The organism is Trueperella pecoris (assembly GCF_014926385.1).
GTDB classification, from domain to species: Bacteria; Actinomycetota; Actinomycetes; order Actinomycetales; family Actinomycetaceae; genus Trueperella; species Trueperella pecoris.
On the sequence record NZ_CP053291.1, the window covers coordinates 2,135,136 to 2,151,196 of the forward strand.

Here is a 16,061-nt window from a genome sequence, read left to right on the forward strand (position 1 = left end):
GCAGCGACCTGGCCGCAGGCTAACGCACAATCACCAGCGCGAGTGCGCTGACAGCGATGAGGGTTGTGGCGGCGTCGGCGAGGGTACGAAAAAGTGCCTTGCCTTGGAGCACTCCCTGACCGCGGTAGCTGTCAAAGATGAGAGTCCACATCCACGTCAATAACATGCCCACAAGCAAGCCACCAACGTGGGACTCCCAAGAAATTCCCGGCACAAGCAGGCCGAAGGCAAGGTTGATCGCCAGCAAGGTCAGGATGCCGGACATATTGGCTTCCACACGCTTGGACAATACGACCAGGGCTCCGAAGAGTCCAAAGATCGCGCCCGAGGCGCCGACGGCTCCGATGTTCCACGCACCCGTGAGTCCGGCCAGGAGATAGACGGCCACGTTGCCGCCGAAAATCGAGACAAGATACAGCGCGAGAAAGTGAATCTTCCCCAAGACCGGCTCAATCACACGGCCGAGTAGCCACAGGGCATACATGTTCAACACCAGATGCCAGAAGCCGCTGTGGATAAACGCCGAAGTGAGGTATCGGTATGGCTGGGCCTCCGAGATCGGCGGATAAAACATCAGCTCCACCGTAACCTGTGGCTGAAGCCGAACCACGACCGCCATGAGGACGCAAATAACGCCGATCGCCGTCGTGATAGGAGGAATATTTGATAAAGGACGCCGAACGGACCGAGATTCCACCGCGCCCTCTATGGGCGGCTCCTGGATAGACTGGTGCTCCGGAAGGGGAAAGTCGTCGGTCCGTTCGGCGTCACTCATAGGGTGTTACTCGTTGATGGTCACGGAGTTAATGACGACGTCCTCGATGGGGCGATCCATCGGCCCAGTCTTGGTCTGAGCAATCTTGTCCACAACCACCTGCGAGTCAAGGTCAACCACCTTGCCGAAGATAGTGTGCTTGCCCTGCAGCCAGGTGGTGGGGGCGACGGTGATGAAGAACTGCGAACCGTTCGTGCCGCGGCCACCCTGCTTGCCGGCGTTGGCCATGGCAAGCATGTAGGGCTCGGTAAAGTTCAACTCGGGGGCGATCTCGTCATCGAAGCGGTAGCCTGGGCCGCCGGTGCCGGTGCCCAACGGGTCGCCGCCCTGGATCATGAAGCCAGCGATGACGCGATGGAAAATGACGCCGTCGTACAACGGATCGGTGGTGGTCTGACCGGTCTTCGGGTTCAGCCACTCGCGTTTGCCCGTGGCGAGCTCGGTGAAGTTAGCGACCGTCTCCGGAGCGTGCTCCGGGTAGAGGTCAATCTTGATGTCTCCGTAATTTGTATGCAGTGTTGCTTCCATAGACCCAATTTTCGCACACGCTCCGACGCCCGGCGTTCTTTCTCCACGCTTTGCTCGCTCCACACCGCTAATGGCGTAATTTACTCTGTCAATGAAATTGAGGGCACTATTTGGGCGGAAATCCGGCTAGTCTCCTGCGAAACCTTTCCCCACGTGGAAAGATTAGGAAATGTAACTAGCGGCACTTCGCCGTCCCATCAGTGGAGGTAATTGCAATGTCTTTGTTTAAGAAGAAGACCACGAAGGAGAAGGTGGCCGAACAGGTCGAGCCGCTTGCCGAGCGTGCAGCCGAGGCAGGCGCACATCTGGGCACTCTTGTGAAGGATACTCTCAGCGCTGCTATCTCGTGGGCCGAGCCCCGCGCGAAGGAAGCGGCGGATCGCATCCAGCCCCTCGCTATTGACGCCTACGACAAGGCTGTCCCCTATGTGAAGGATGCGGTGGATAAGGCTAACGTCGTGGCGCACGACGCCGTTGTCAAGGCTCGCCCCTACGTAGAGGACGCTGCTAAGCGCTACGAAGAGACGGCCGACCTGGTCCGTGACGACTACCTGCCGCGCGCCAAGCGTGCCGCTCAGGCCGCACTCGATGAGGCGCGCACGGGCTCTGGCGATCTGCAGACGCGCGCCAACGCCGTCGTAAAGGTTTCGAAGAAGGAGCTGGCCAAGCCCACGAAGAAGCGTCGCCGCGGTAAGTGGCTCGGCTTCCTCGTCGTGGCTAGTGCGGGCGCGGCCGCGGCGTACGTGGCGTGGGCGCGTTCAAAGCCGGTTCAGGATCCCTGGGCGGAGGCCTACTGGGAGGACGTCTCGGTTCCGGAGGCAGATGACGAAGTGACCAACAAGGTCGACGACGTTGTCGAGGAGCCTGCTGAGGCTGTCGCCGAGGATGAGGCGCTTGTTCCCGAGGAGGCTCAGCCCAGCGAGGAAGAGCTCAAGGCTGAAGAGCTCGACGAGCACATTGCCAAGACCCGCGAAGAGGAAGCAGCCGCAGCTGCCGGTCTCATCAAGGACGAAGACAAGTAAATCGCTTCCTGAGTACTCGGCGGGGGTGGGGAAACATCAAGTTTCCCCACCCCCGCCTTTGTAGTACGCGATTCCTTCTCTTGGCCGATTATTTGCCGAGCTCCTGTATTTGCTCGCGGTCGAGCCGATATACCGTCCATTCCAACATCGGCTTGGCACCCAAGGAGAGATAGAAGTCGATGCTCGGCTGATTCCAGTTCAGGCACGACCACTCCATGCGCCCGCAACCACGATCCTTGGCGATTGTGGCAAGTTCCTTCAAGAGTCGCTTGCCGTATCCGCGCCCACGGAATTCAGGCTTGACGTAGAGATCTTCGAGGTAGAGGCCGGCTCGACCTTGGAAAGTGGAGAAATTGTGGAAGAACAACGCAAAACCCACCTCGACTCCGTCGTGAAGAATGAAGATGACCTCCGCCCGCTGGTCGTCGAAGATCCATTTCTCGAGCGATTCACTCGTTGCCACGACCTCATCGGATAGTTTTTCGTATTCCGCTATCGCTTTGATGAAGCTGAGAATGAGATCGACATCGGCACGCTGCGCCCGCCTGATCGTCGCGTCTTCCATTTTTCTTTCCTCTTCTACGCGCCCTCCGCGCGTCGTCCATACGCCTCTGTTAGACGTAGTCGGTCCTACGTCGTGCGCGGGCCGAGTCTTAGCGATTCACCGAACGTGCCATCCGCGAGATAGCATGCCGCTTACCCCGAATGGTCATCGACATAGCAAGGATATTCTCCACAAGCGCGACGCCGCCGAATCCGGCGTCGCCGATGTGTTGCATATCCACTCCGCAAATCTTGTTCCTCAGGGCAATCTGAGTCACGACCTCCTCCTGCGAGGATTCCTGGCTCGTCCCAATGGTCGACATCACGAGTGCGCCCGCCTCGTGAGCCGCCTTCACGACGTCGATGAGCTCGCCATCCGTCCATCCCGGCACGGTTCCCACGGCGGGAACAAGCACGACGTCGACCCCAGCATCGACAAGTGCGCGGGCCACCTCCGGCGTCGTCACAGGCTCGTTAACCCCGGCTCCATGCATCTTTCCGGCGATGATGAGCCCGGAGAAGTGCTCCTTCGCCGTCGCCACGGATGCGAGAATGGTCTGGTTGGAAACTCCAGTGGCAGGGTTACCCGTCAAGCAGACGAAATCGGCGCCAAGTTCTTCAAGCCTCGTGAGAGTCTCCGCCGACGCCGTCCGGCCCGCCCCGATGTGAGTGCGCGCCTCGAGCATGCGTGCGTCCTCGTCAACTGGTTCGAGGTTCACCCCAATCGGGCATCCGACGAGGCGATGAAGCGTATGAACGAAGTCCGAGGCGTCGTCGAGACCACCGATCTTCGGATCAAACACGTCGACCATATTGAGCAGGATCAAATCTGCCCCGACCGACCGCGCAACCTCCGCATTCGTCAGATCCGGAATCACGGGCTCCCGGATGACAATATTCTCCGAGACAATCGTGCGCCCCTCGCTGGCGGCAATCGCCAGCTTCAGCTCCGCAGCGCTCATCGAAAGTACCTCTGAGGCATTCGCGGACAGCAATCTCTTAAACATAACAACCCCCTTGTTCAACACAAGGCTAGCTCTATTCGCCGGCGGGCTCACCCCCAGACCAAGCAACCATCATCCCTAGTTAGAATTGACCACAAACCCCTGGGACGACGGCCTATACTTTCTAAAAGGCTGGATCCAAAACTACCGACACGCCCGGATAAGACACACTTTTGTCTATTAACCTGCCTGCTTAGTCACTTTTTCAGGTTTAGCCCCAATACGCAAAAAGCCGAACGGTTTTACCGTTCGGCTTTCACTGTTGTGGAGCCTACGGGACTCGAACCCGTAACCCCCTGCTTGCAAAGCAGGTGCGCTACCAATTGCGCCAAGGCCCCTTCTAGAAATCAACAGGATCAGTGACGTGCTGCCATGTTGCTTGGCGTTGCATGTTCTCCTGAATCTTGAGGAAGACGAGGTATCCTCCCGTGACGGTCGCAATGGCAAGTGCAAACTTTTTCATCGTGACCTCCTTGATTCCCGAGTGGGCGTACGTGGACTCGAACCACGGACCTCCACATTATCAGTGTGGCGCTCTAACCGACTGAGCTATACGCCCCGGGCTTTTGCTTCCTTGAGGATGCCGAATTAGATTAACTCATTTTTCTCCGCATATCCAAACTGACACTCACCCTAGCGCTACACGTCACATTTCTTAATGTTGCGGACCCACGTCACGCATTCTCATCACGACGCCGCCTGCCCGCACCGGCACCAGCCCGAAACCCTGCCTGCCGGCAACCCGACTTCACCGCACTGGCACCTCACGGCAACTGTTACTCGCCACCCACTTCGCCGAGCAAGGGATTGACATCGGGCTGAACGCGAGCTTCAGGCTGGCCGTGAGCCTCAGGCGCGCCGTCCCCGCCGGGTTGGGCCGGAGCCCCGCCCGGCCCCTCCGGCTGATTTTCGCCCGGAACTGTGGGTGCAGGTTCGACGGGCGTACCCGAACCGTCACCGGCCGGCGGTGTACTCGGAAGCGGCAAGGGAGCGGGCTGCGCCGGCCCCGGCGCCGGTGTGCTGGCCGGGGCAGACGGCGTCATAGCAGGGGCGGGGCGCAAAGGATTCTGGGGGTTTTGGCGCGGGACGCGGGCCCGATTGGGCGTGGTGGACGGGTTGTTGCTGACCACGCGTCGTGCGGGCGTACGTTCCTCACCCATCTGGTTCTTAACGCGGCTGAGCTCGTCGTCTAGCTGAGCGAAGAGCCCCTTCTTGTCGGCCGGGCTCGCATACTTGGCCTCGGCTCTCATGGCTTTGAGAGCCTTCTTCAGCTCCTTCGTATCGACAGAATCGGGAGCCTTGTCGATGGTCTCTTTCGCTTCCTTCAATACCGGTAGCAGGACTTCCTGGCGCCAGGTTTGCTCGATGTCGAAGATCTCCTTGACGGCAATCTTCAGCTGTTTACCCAGATCTTCCATCGCCGCCTCGTATTCAACGCGGCCGGAGTTGATCGCCTCGGCACGCACGTTGATTTCGGTTGCCGTCAGGTGACCGACGGGCACATCCTGCATGACCGGGAAGGAACGAATCTTATCGATGGCCTCTTTGAGGCCGAGGCACGTAGCGCCAACATCTTCACAGTGGGTCAGCACGTCGTCATAGTTGCCGACCTTCTCCATGCTCTCGTATTTCGCCCAGGCTTCTTCATAGTTGGCGATGGCCTCTTCCTGGCCGGGCTGGTAGGCGTTATTGTATCCGAGCGCAGCGCCGTAGCCACCTGCCAAGATGACAATTCCTACGGCTACGAGCAGAGATTTCTTCTTCATATCAACGCACCTATGCGAAAAAGCCCTGCCAACGATTCGTGGCGGGGCTTTCTCCGAGTTCACATTCAGCTTTCCGATTTACTCGTCGGTGACCGTGATGTACAAGCCGCCGACGAGCATCGCCACGACGTTGTATAACAACGCAAGAATCGTACCAAAGGCCGTCATCAAAACGACTTCAATTACGCCCACGACGACGGCGAACGATACCACGCGCCCGAACTGCATGAACTGTCCAAGCTCCAGCAGCGGCGCCGAATTCAGCGTGACCAGCAGTTCCTCGATGCGGGCCCAGACGTACATCGCGTCGAGTGTGAACCACAAGATGATGGCAGCCACGACGATCATGATGCCGACGCCAACCGAAACGAGGAAGGAAAGTTTGAGCGCCGAGAGCGGGTCGACACGTGCAATCGTCATTCGCACGCGGCGAATGCCGACGTCCTTGTGCGGGGGCGCTTGGACGTCCGGTTCCGCTGCGCGACCGGTGTCGATGTGCTGCGTGGTCTCAGTCATGGGAGATCTCCGTCTTTCGAGTTTCCGTTAGTTAGACGCTACCGCTTTTTCAGCGTTTCCTCACGCTTCTGTGGTCGGATTGTCGTCACTGGTTTCTTCTGACGCCGCCGTCGCGGAGGTTGTGCCCGCACCGTCGGCAGGGTTGGCCTCCGCAGAGGGGGCGACGTCAGCCGAGCCTTCGTCGTCGTCGGAATTATCTTGCTCGAAGACCGGTGCCATGGCCATGACGTGGTCGCCCTTGTCGGGGCGAACGAAGCGTACGCCTTGCGTGTTGCGGCCGGTAAGGTTGACTTCCTCGACGGAGGAACGAACGACCTTGCCGCCCTCCATAATGACGAGGACTTCTTCGCCCGGCTGGGTGATGAGCGCGCCGACGATCTCGCCACGGTCTTCGACAACCTTGGCGACCTTGATTCCGAGCCCGCCACGATTTTGCTGACGGTACTGCTCGATGCTCGTGCGCTTGGCGAATCCACCGTCGGTGATGACGAAGACCTCGGAGTTTTCGCGGATAACTTCCATGGTCAGCAGGGAATCGCCGTCACGGAACTTCATTCCGCGCACGCCTGCAGTGGCGCGTCCCATCGGGCGCAGCGACTCGTCGTCGGCAACGAAGCGCAACGATTGGCCGCGTCTGGAGACAAGGATGAGTTCATCTCCCTCGTTGATGAGACGGGCGGAAACGACCTGATCTGTGGAGCCATCCACGTGTTCACGCAGGTTGATGGCGATGAGGCCACCGGTGCGGCTGGAATCGTAATCGGAGAGTTTGGTCTTCTTGACCATGCCGTCCCTAGTTGCGAGCACGAGGTAGTCGGCCTGGTCGTAGGTACGAAGCGTGAACGCGGAGGCGATGTCTTCCCCCGGCTGGAGCGCGAGGACATTGGCCACGTGCTGGCCCTTTGATTCGCGCGAACCCTCGGGAATCTCGTAGCCCTTGACGCGGTAGACGCGCCCGAGGTTGGTGAAGAACAGGTGCCAGTCGTGGGTGGAGGCAATGCCCATGTGTTCGACGACGTCGTCGCTACGTAGCGTCGTACCCTTCACTCCCTTGCCTCCGCGGCGCTGGGCGCGATACTCGGAGACCTTGGTGCGCTTGATGAAGCCCGATCGCGTCACGGTGACGACGACGTCCTCTTCCGGAATCAGGTCCTCAACCGTCATCTCGCCGTCGAAGGGAAGGATCGTGGTTCGGCGATCGTCACCGTACTTGGCCACAACCTCGGCCAATTCCTCGGAGATAATTGCGCGCTGACGTTCAGGCTTGGCCAGAATGTCGCGGTAATCCTCGCACAGGGCCAGCTTCTCGTCACGCTCGTCAATGATCTTCTGACGCTCGAGGGCCGCCAAGCGGCGCAGCTGCATCGCGAGGATGTGATCAGCCTGAACGGCGTTGATGTCGAGGAGCGCGATGAGTCCCTCGCGTGCCTCGTCGGCAGTGGGCGAACGGCGGATGAGCGCGATGACCTCGTCCAACATGTCGAGAGCCTTCACCAGGCCCTCCAAGATCATGAGGCGTTCTTCGGCCTTGCGCAGGCGGTATGCCGTGCGCCGGCTGATGACCTCGACCTGATGCTGGACCCAGTGGTGGATAAAGCCGTCGAGCGAGAGCGTGCGCGGTACGCCGTCAACCAGCGCAAGCATGTTGGCCGAGAAATTATTCTGCAGCTGGGTGTGTTTGTACAGGTTGTTGAGCACGACCTTCGGCACGGCGTCGCGCTTGAGCACGACGACGATGCGCTGGCCTGCACGGCCGGAAGATTCGTCGCGGATGTCGGCGATGCCGGAGAGGCGGCCGTCCTTGACGCCTTCGACCATGCGGTCGAGGAGACGATCAGGGTTGACCTGGTAGGGCAGATCGGTGACGACGAGGCAAGTTCGGCCGTTGATTTCGTCCACCTCGACGGTGGCGCGCTGGGTGATCGAGCCCTTGCCCGTGCGGTACATGTCCTCGATGCCCTTGGTGCCCAAGATCGTGGCGCCGGTGGGGAAGTCCGGACCGGAGATGCGCAGCATCAAGTTGGCCAGAAGCTCATCACGGGTGGCCTCAGGATTTTCCAGGTACCACTGGGCGCCGGCGGCGACTTCGCGCAGGTTGTGCGGCGGAATCGAGGTTGCCATGCCGACGGCGATGCCTTCGGACCCGTTGATCAGCAGGTTCGGAATGCGGGAGGTCAGGACGACCGGCTCTTGAACCGAACCGTCGAAGTTCGGCTGGAAATCAACCGTGTCTTCGTTGATATCGCGCACCATCTCGACGGCCAGTTGGGCCATGCGGGCCTCGGTGTATCGGGGAGCTGCCGCGCCGAGGTCGCCGGCCGTACCGAAGTTACCTTGGCCGGCCACCAGCGGGTAGCGCAGGTTCCACGGCTGGACCATGCGGACCATCGTGTCATAGATGGCGGCGTCGCCGTGCGGGTGGTAGTTACCCATAACGTCGCCAACGATTTTGACAGACTTGGAGAAGGACGAGTCCGGGCGGTAGCCGCCGTCCCACATCGCGTAGATGACGCGGCGGTGGACGGGCTTCATGCCGTCGCGAACGTCGGGCAGCGCGCGCCCGACGATAACGGACATCGCGTAGTCGAGGTAGGACGTCTCCATTTCCCTCTGGAGGTCAACATCCTTGATGAGGCCGTGGTCGTAGCCGGTTTCGGTGGTCGTATTTTCGCTCACGGATAGTCCTTAAATGTCGAGGAATCGAACGTCACGGGCATTGCGCTGGATGAAGCTGCGGCGCGATCCCACGTCTTCACCCATGAGGATCGAGAAAGCCTCGTCGGTTGCGGCGGCCTCACCAATGTTGACGCGCTTGAGGGTGCGGGTCTCGGGATTCATAGTGGTATCCCACAGCTCTGAATCGTTCATCTCGCCCAGACCCTTGTAGCGCTGAATGCCCTGGCCTTCAGCCTTGGGAAGTTTCTTTCCCTCGGCAAGTCCGGCCTTGAGTGCGGCGTCGCGTTCGGCGTCGGAGAAAACATATTCGTGTGGGGCATTTGTCCACTTGATACGGTACAGCGGAGGCATCGCGAGGTAGATGTAACCGGCCTCGATGAGCGGGCGCATGTAGCGATAGACGAGCGTGAGCAGCAGCGTCGCGATGTGCTGGCCGTCGACGTCGGCGTCGGCCATAAACACAATCTTGTGATAACGCAGCTTGTTCATGTCGAACTCGTCCCCGACGCCGGTGCCGAACGCGGTGATGAGGTTCTGGATGGAATCGGAGCTCAGCGCGCGGTCGAGGCGGGCCTTTTCCACGTTGAGAATCTTTCCGCGAATCGGCATGATCGCCTGATGTTGCGGATCGCGGCCGTTAACCGCCGAGCCGCCTGCGGAATCACCCTCGACGATAAAGATCTCGCACTCTTCCGGATTGCGTGACGTGCAGTCCTTGAGCTTGCCGGGCATCGAGGCGGACTCGAGCACCGACTTGCGGCGCGTCGCCTCGCGGGCCTTGCGGGCGGCCAAGCGCGCCTGGTAGGCCTGGGTTGCCTTGCGGATGACTTCCTTCGCCTCTGACGGGTTCATGTCGAGCCAGTCGGTGAGCTGGGCGTAGGTCTGCTGCTGGACGAAGGTGCGCGCCTCGGTGTTTCCGAGCTTCGTCTTCGTCTGGCCCTCGAACTGGGGCTCGCCCAACTTGACCGAGATGACGACGGCGAGGCCCTCGCGGATATCATCGCCCGAAAGGTTGGGATCCTTCTCCTTGAGCAGGCCCTTGTCGCGCGCATACTTGTTGATGACCGACGTCAGTGCCGCACGGAAACCCTCTTCGTGGGTACCGCCCTCGGTGGTGTTGATGGTATTGGCGAAGGTGTGCAGAGTCTCGGAGTAGGCGGTGGTCCACTGCATCGCCACCTCAACCGAGATCTTCTTATCTTGATCCTCGGCCTCGAAATAGATGGGATCGGCGTGAACCGGATCGACCTTCTTGGTCTTGACGAGGTGCTTGACGTAGTCGAGCAGGCCGCCGTCGTACTTGTAGGTGACCTCGAGCTTGGGGGCCTCGACCTCGGCGATTGAATCCTCCGCACCCACAACTTCTTCGCCCTCGGCGACAGCCTGTTCGCGCTCGTCGATCAGGGTGATGCGCAGGCCCTTGTTGAGGAAGGCCATCTGCTGGAGGCGGTGGCGGAGGGTCTCGAAATCGAACTCGATCGTTTCGAAGATGTCTCCGTTGGGCCAGAAGGTCTGGGTAGTTCCGGTTTCTTCTGTTGGCTCGCCCTTCTCAAGTGGGGCAACAGGCACACCATTTTCATATGAAATACGCCAGACGAAGCCGTCACGGCGCACCTCGGTATCCATACGAGTCGAGAGTGCATTGACGACGGACACGCCCACACCATGGAGGCCGCCCGAGACGGCATAGCCGCCATTACCGAATTTTCCTCCAGCATGCAACACGGTCATGACAACCTGAACAGCGGGAACGCCCTCGGTGGGGTGGATATCGACCGGGATGCCACGCCCGTTGTCAGCAACTCGCACGCCACCGTTGTCAAGCAGTGTGATCTCGATATGGTCGCAGTAACCCGCCAGAGCCTCGTCCACCGAGTTATCCACGACCTCATAGACGAGGTGGTGGAGGCCGCGCTCACCGGTGGAGCCGATATACATGCCCGGACGCTTGCGCACTGCCTCGAGTCCCTCAAGGACGGTGATGTTGGAAGCATCGTACGTCTGCTCCGCTGAGACAGCGCCGATCCGGTTCTCGTTTTCTGCCACGCTTGGCAACTCCTCACACTGGCACATCCCACGAATGTGGTGTGCGTCTCTAAATTGGGCCATAGAATCGCCCTAGGGGCGTTGAGGCCCTTCTGGGTAGGTATCTACATCTCTAGACCGAGAACCAATTATAGCGCGTTTTGCGCTCAAAATCTCGTGAGAACAGCAGTCTGCGAGGTGATTCGCCAATGGGTCGGCTGTGTAAAAGTTTCCCGCCGCGATGCTGGTCAGGGCTGGATGCTGGTCAAGGCCGGGCGCCCGCCACCCGCAGCACCCGCCGGGATTCCACCGCACTCAGCCGTAGGTGTCGCGCGGCCCGCGCCCCGGAACCGAATAGCGCCCGTGCTTCCACGAGGGAGTGTTGGGTCCGCCCACCACAATCTCTTTCACGACGCCGGGGCCGAGCTCCTCCTCCAGCCTTTTGTCAAGGAAAGCGGACAGGGCGCGAATCTGGGTCTGCCACGCGCTGGTTTTGGCTCGCAACGTGAGAATTCCCTTCTCGGAGAAGTCCTCCACCACACAGTTTTCGCAGATCGCCGGTCCGACGATGTCCGGCCAGCGCGCTGCCACCGAGCCGACCTCGAGTTGGGACTTCCAGCCACGGCTGGCGATAAGGTGAGAAAAGATCATGTCCAGCGGCTTCGGATCGCGTTTGGAAGGCCGCGCGCCCGAGCCGACGTCTTGTCCCGGCGTCGGCACAAAAATCTCCTCGCCGATTTGGTCTTCCTTCACCAGCTCGACCCGAGCAGCCATCCGCACACGCACCCACCCCTGGGCTTCCGCCATGCGGCGTGCTCGCTGGAGACACTCGAGAGGAAGCAGATCGCCGAACTTCTTCGCGGCTTCCTGCTTTGCCCGTCCGATTGCCTCGTTCACGAATCGGCCCTCGCTTTTTCTCTGGTCACGACGCCGTCTTCCACCCTGAACCTGATGCCGTCCAGGTCGGGTAAGTCGTCTCCCACCGCCGCCGTGACGAACACTTGCTCGGCCTCGGTCACGATCTCGGCCAGTCGAATGCGGCGGCGATAGTCGAGTTCCGCGAAGACATCATCGAGGATGAGAATCGGTTCTTCCTCCTCGGCCCAGTCTCCGGAAACGTGCGAGCACAGTAGTTTCCATGAGCCCAGGCGCAGCGCGAGCGCGTATGACCATGACTCCCCGTGGGATGCGAAGCCCTTGGTGGGAAGGGTTCCGAGCGAGAGCTCGAGCTCGTCACGATGCGGCCCGACGAGGTTCACCCCGCGTTCGATTTCCGCTCCGTGCCACTGTTTCATGATCTCGAGGAGCTGGCGTTCGACGTCGGCAATGTCCTGTAACTCGCGCTCGTGCTCAGCAACGGCCGAATTGAGCTCGGCGGCGTTGGGCCCCGATAACTCGGCAGCAGTGGGCAACTGCCATTCCCTACGTTTGTCGAGGTTAGATGCGTAATCGATGCGAGCGACGCCGCGCCCGCCCGACACGTCGGTGTAATACTCCTCCACAAACGGGCGCAGGCCGGCCACAATCTCCGCTCGCGCGGCGATGATCTGAGCACCATATTTGGCCAGTTGTGCGTCCCAGACGTCGAGGGATGCCTCGTCAATGTAGCCACCGCGGCGCCGCGTCTTTTGCATGGCCTTCAACAGGGCACCGCGTTGACGAATGACCTTGTCATATTCGGCCTTGACCGAGGCCAGCCGCGGACGGAACTGGATCATGAGGTTATCCAGGAAACGGCGGCGCGCTGAGGGGTCGCCCTTGATTAGTTCAAGGTCCTCGGGGGCGAAAACCACGGTGCGCACGATTCCTAGAACGTCGGCGGGGCGCGCGTTTCCACGATTGATTCGGGCTCGGTTTGCTCTCCCCGTGAGGATTTCAACCTCCACCATGGTCTCAGACTGGCCGCGGCGAACTTTGGCGCGCACGACTCCCGCGCTCGCGCCTTGCCGGACGAGCGCGGCGTCGGCCGCCACGCGGTGGGAGGAAAATGTGGCCAGGTATCCGATTGCCTCAACGAGGTTGGTTTTTCCCTGGCCGTTTTCGCCAACAAAAGTGACTACTCCCGGCTCGAATTCGAGCACGACCTCGCGATACGACCGAAAGTCGTTGAGCGCCAGATCTGTGATGTACAAGGTTTAGTTCGCGCCGAAGGTTCGGATCGGCATGAGGAGGAGTCGGAAGTCATCGTTCACGTTACCGTCCTTGTCCTGGGCAGTGACGACGGCGGGCTTAGTCGGATGCGTGAAGGACAGCCGAACCGTGGGGGTGTCGATGACGGAGAATCCCTCTTGGAGGAAGACCGGGTTGAATGCCATCTTCAGGTCCTCGCCTTCCAGGGTGGCCTGGAGGATTTCGGATACCTGAGCGTTATCGCCTTGGCCTGCTTCGAGCACGACCTCGCCTTCGGAGAAGGACAGGCGTACGGCAGCGTTCTTCTCGACGACGAGGCGCGAGCGCTTGATGGCATCGAGGATTTCGAGGCGATTCATCTCCACATGACCGTTGACTTCGGTCGGGAAGAGAGAGCGGACCTGGGGGTATTCGCCGTCAATCAGCTGCATGGTGTTCTGGCGTCCGCCAGCGGAGAAGCCGATGAGCGCTCCCATTCCCTGATCCTGGAGCGAAATTTCGATCGGGCCCGAGGAACCAAGGGCCTTGGCGACGTCGAGCAGGCGGGAGGCGCGAACAAGGATGCGGGTGGAGATATCTGACTTGACCGGGGCCCACCCGAGGTCGCGAATGGCGAGGCGGTAGCGGTCAGTTGCCATGAGAGAAATCTGGTCGCCCTCAATCTCAATGCAGACGGAGACGAGCATCGGCAGCGTGTCATCATTCGACGCCGCGATCGTCACCTGAGAGACGGCCTTTTCCCATTCGGCACCGTCGACTGTTCCGATCACGGGCGGCATTGCCGGAAGTTCGGTGTAGTCCTCGGTTGCCATGGTCTTGAGCGTGAAGTGCGAGTTACCGCAAGAAATCTCGAACTTTCCGCCGTCCTTTTCCAGCTCGATGGTCTGGTGGGGAAGCGAACGCGAAATCTCTGCAAGCAGCTTTCCGTTGACGAGGACCTCGCCAGCATCGGCGACGTCCGCCTCAATCGTGATGTGAGACGAAATATCAGAATCGCGGGCTCCCATGGACAGTGTTCCGTCTTCGTGAGCCTTCATATAAATGCCAGCGAGGACTGCGTTGGCCGGCCGATTCGGAATGGTACGCGATGCCCAGGTGACCGCATCGGTAAAGATGTCATGATCGACGCTAATTTTCACCGTCAAACCTACTTTCGTCTTATATCTGGCTCTACTTTACGCGAGGGCAGGGATTCTTGCCCTCATTCCCTTCAATCACACAACCAGTCGGTGGCTGCCCGATCCTCATGTGATGTGTTGTAGGTAGTAGTTGTAGTAGCCTCTGTGGATTCTGTGGAGAAGCTTACCTTCTCTTATGTTTTCAAGGATTCACCCCTGTGGATTGTTCAGCGAGAATCCCTGCGAGTAAATCGGCCGTCATGTGGATGGAACATTTTCGAGTAGAGAATGCTCGCAGATTTTCTCAAGTTGTCCACGTCATTTTCGAACTTCCTCGCCCTCTTATTCGCAGCCTCTGTGGATAACCTCAGTGAAGGTCTGCGATCTGGGCCTGTTCCTTCGCCGCCTGCTTGATCCTCGAGGTCAGCTCGGTCACCTGATTGAATACCGTCTGTTTCTCGGCCATGGAGCTTTCGATCTTGCGCAGGGCGTTGAGCACGGTCGTGTGGTCGCGGCGGTTGAAGGCCTCGGCGATCTTCGGCAGGGACAGATCCGTCATCTCCCGGCACATGTACATCGCGATGTGTCGGGGCTGAGTGAGGGATCTGGTTCTCGTGGGAGATTTCAGGTCCTCCGGCGTGATGTTGAAGTACAGCGCCGTCTGGTTCATAATCAGCCCGGCGGTCACGGTGACCGAGCTCGGGTCACTGACCATGTCTTTGAGAGCGCCTTCGGCTACGTCGAGGGTGACGGGCAGGTGAAAAAGGCCTGCGTAGGCGGTGACTCGCCGCAGGGATCCTTCCATCTCGCGAACGTTTGTGGTGATGCGCGAGGCAATGAACTCGAGAACGTCACGCGGAACCATGAGCTTTTCGGAGGCCGCCTTCTTTTCAAGGATGGCGATACGCGTTTCGAGGTTGGGAAGGTCAATGTTTGCCACGATTCCCGAGGCGAAGCGCGAGATCATGCGCTCTTCGAAGCCGTCGAGGAGCCTCGGGGCGACGTCGGAGGTAATGACGATCTGTTTGTTGGAGGTGGCCAAGGCGTTGAACGTGTTGAAAAATTCCTCAAGCGTTCCTTCCTTATTGGAGAGGAACTGAATGTCATCGATGAGGAGAATATCGACAGACCTAAAGAGGTTCTTAAAGTTATGGCCTTCCTTCTTCATCATCGCGTTGATGAACATGTTGGTGAACTCCTCCGAGCTCGTGTAGAGCACCTTGGAGCCGGGAAAGAGGGAAAGATAGTAGTTGCCGATGGCATGAAGAAGATGGGTCTTACCCATTCCGGAATCGGAATAGAGGAAGAGCGGATTGTAGGTTGACCCGGGCGCCTCGGCCACGGCGAGCGCGGTGGCATGCGCGAAGCGGTTGGACTCGCCGATAACGAAGTTGTCGAACGTATAGCGCGGGTTGAGGTGCGCGTCGGACTGATCCTTGTTGCGCTCGATGCGCGGAGGCAAGGGGCTCAGCCCGGCGTGGTGCGGCTTGTCCTCGTCGAAATCATCGGGCAGGTCATTCGGCTCGGGGACGCTGCGGACGGTGACGGGTGCGGGCATGGGTTGCGGCGTGTACGACGCCGTTGGGCTCGGCTCTTCGACAGCGTGCAGCGGGCGCTCGGGCCAGGTTTGGACGGGTGGTGGCGTCGGCGTCGTCGACTGTTCAGACAGGGACGGGTCAACGGAAATGACGAGCCGGACGGAACGGCCGAGAATTGCGGAAAGCTGGTCTTCCATGATGGCGCTTACATGCTCGGTGATCCAGTCACGCACGAACTCAGATCCCACGCCGATCATGAAAATGTCTTCGACGGTGGCGAGGGGATGGGCTAGGCGGACAAATGCCGTTTGCGAATCGGAGAGGTCTCCCTGGGCGCGCAGTAGTTCTGTGGCCGCTGTCCACGCGTCGCGCGCTGGTGAGCCGTCCATATTTTCTCCGATCGTCTTTGAACTTTCAGCC

The 16,061-nt window shown here is 59.9% G+C and carries 14 protein-coding genes and 2 tRNA genes; 1 reads left to right on the forward strand and 15 read right to left on the reverse strand.

Annotation, left to right across the window (positions count from 1 at the left end; all coding sequences use genetic code 11):
• Positions 1-19: 19 nt before the first annotated feature.
• Positions 20-775: a rhomboid family intramembrane serine protease gene (locus HLG82_RS09745; RefSeq protein ID WP_500814658.1), complete on the reverse strand. Its 756-nt coding sequence runs from the start codon at positions 773-775 to the stop codon at positions 20-22.
• Positions 776-781: 6 nt separating this feature from the next.
• Positions 782-1,303 (reverse strand): peptidylprolyl isomerase, encoded by a 522-nt coding sequence (locus HLG82_RS09750; RefSeq protein ID WP_193326636.1) that lies wholly within the window; start codon positions 1,301-1,303, stop codon positions 782-784.
• A gap of 215 nt (positions 1,304-1,518) precedes the next feature.
• Here HLG82_RS09750 and HLG82_RS09755 point away from each other — a divergent pair, with 215 nt between their 5' ends.
• Positions 1,519-2,325 carry a hypothetical protein gene (locus HLG82_RS09755; RefSeq protein ID WP_193326637.1) on the forward strand — a complete coding sequence of 269 codons (807 nt, stop codon included), beginning with the start codon at positions 1,519-1,521 and terminating at the stop codon, positions 2,323-2,325.
• An 88-nt stretch (positions 2,326-2,413) separates the two neighbouring features.
• Here the strand turns inward: HLG82_RS09755 and HLG82_RS09760 are convergent, their stop codons facing one another.
• From HLG82_RS09760 to dnaA, 13 genes are all read right to left on the reverse strand, one after another.
• Entirely contained in the window at positions 2,414-2,890 is a 477-nt protein-coding gene (locus HLG82_RS09760; protein WP_193326638.1) for a GNAT family N-acetyltransferase, read from the reverse strand.
• A gap of 88 nt (positions 2,891-2,978) precedes the next feature.
• Positions 2,979-3,875 (reverse strand): DUF7916 family protein, encoded by an 897-nt coding sequence (locus HLG82_RS09765; protein ID WP_193326639.1) that lies wholly within the window; start codon positions 3,873-3,875, stop codon positions 2,979-2,981.
• A 262-nt stretch (positions 3,876-4,137) separates the two neighbouring features.
• Positions 4,138-4,210, reverse strand: a tRNA-Ala gene (locus HLG82_RS09770).
• Between the two features lie 2 nt (positions 4,211-4,212).
• Positions 4,213-4,335 carry a DLW-39 family protein gene (locus HLG82_RS10425; protein WP_216858941.1) on the reverse strand — a complete coding sequence of 41 codons (123 nt, stop codon included), beginning with the start codon at positions 4,333-4,335 and terminating at the stop codon, positions 4,213-4,215.
• A gap of 22 nt (positions 4,336-4,357) precedes the next feature.
• A tRNA-Ile gene (locus HLG82_RS09775) sits at positions 4,358-4,431 on the reverse strand.
• A gap of 217 nt (positions 4,432-4,648) precedes the next feature.
• The gene (locus tag HLG82_RS09780; RefSeq protein WP_193326640.1) at positions 4,649-5,638 is read right to left on the reverse strand and encodes a hypothetical protein; all 990 of its coding nucleotides are present in this window, start codon (positions 5,636-5,638) and stop codon (positions 4,649-4,651) included.
• A gap of 78 nt (positions 5,639-5,716) precedes the next feature.
• Positions 5,717-6,154 (reverse strand): DUF3566 domain-containing protein, encoded by a 438-nt coding sequence (locus HLG82_RS09785; protein ID WP_246462317.1) that lies wholly within the window; start codon positions 6,152-6,154, stop codon positions 5,717-5,719.
• 60 nt (positions 6,155-6,214) lie between these two features.
• Positions 6,215-8,758, reverse strand: a complete 2,544-nt coding sequence (gyrA, locus tag HLG82_RS09790; RefSeq protein WP_439654679.1) for a DNA gyrase subunit A — start codon at positions 8,756-8,758, stop codon at positions 6,215-6,217.
• 81 nt (positions 8,759-8,839) lie between these two features.
• Complete coding sequence (gene gyrB, locus HLG82_RS09795; protein ID WP_255313892.1) at positions 8,840-10,876, reverse strand: DNA topoisomerase (ATP-hydrolyzing) subunit B; 2,037 nt, start codon at positions 10,874-10,876, stop codon at positions 8,840-8,842.
• A gap of 294 nt (positions 10,877-11,170) precedes the next feature.
• Positions 11,171-11,752, reverse strand: coding sequence for a DciA family protein (locus HLG82_RS09800; RefSeq protein WP_255313893.1), 582 nt, complete (start codon positions 11,750-11,752; stop codon positions 11,171-11,173).
• Positions 11,749-12,987 carry a DNA replication/repair protein RecF gene (recF, locus tag HLG82_RS09805; RefSeq protein ID WP_193326642.1) on the reverse strand — a complete coding sequence of 413 codons (1,239 nt, stop codon included), beginning with the start codon at positions 12,985-12,987 and terminating at the stop codon, positions 11,749-11,751. Before recF ends, HLG82_RS09800 begins: the two co-directional genes overlap by 4 nt.
• Positions 12,988-12,990: 3 nt before the next feature.
• Positions 12,991-14,124 (reverse strand): DNA polymerase III subunit beta, encoded by a 1,134-nt coding sequence (dnaN, locus tag HLG82_RS09810; protein WP_193326643.1) that lies wholly within the window; start codon positions 14,122-14,124, stop codon positions 12,991-12,993.
• A gap of 346 nt (positions 14,125-14,470) precedes the next feature.
• On the reverse strand, positions 14,471-16,030 hold the full coding sequence (gene dnaA / locus HLG82_RS09815; RefSeq protein WP_193326644.1) for a chromosomal replication initiator protein DnaA: 1,560 nt from the start codon (positions 16,028-16,030) through the stop codon (positions 14,471-14,473).
• Positions 16,031-16,061 lie beyond the last annotated feature (31 nt).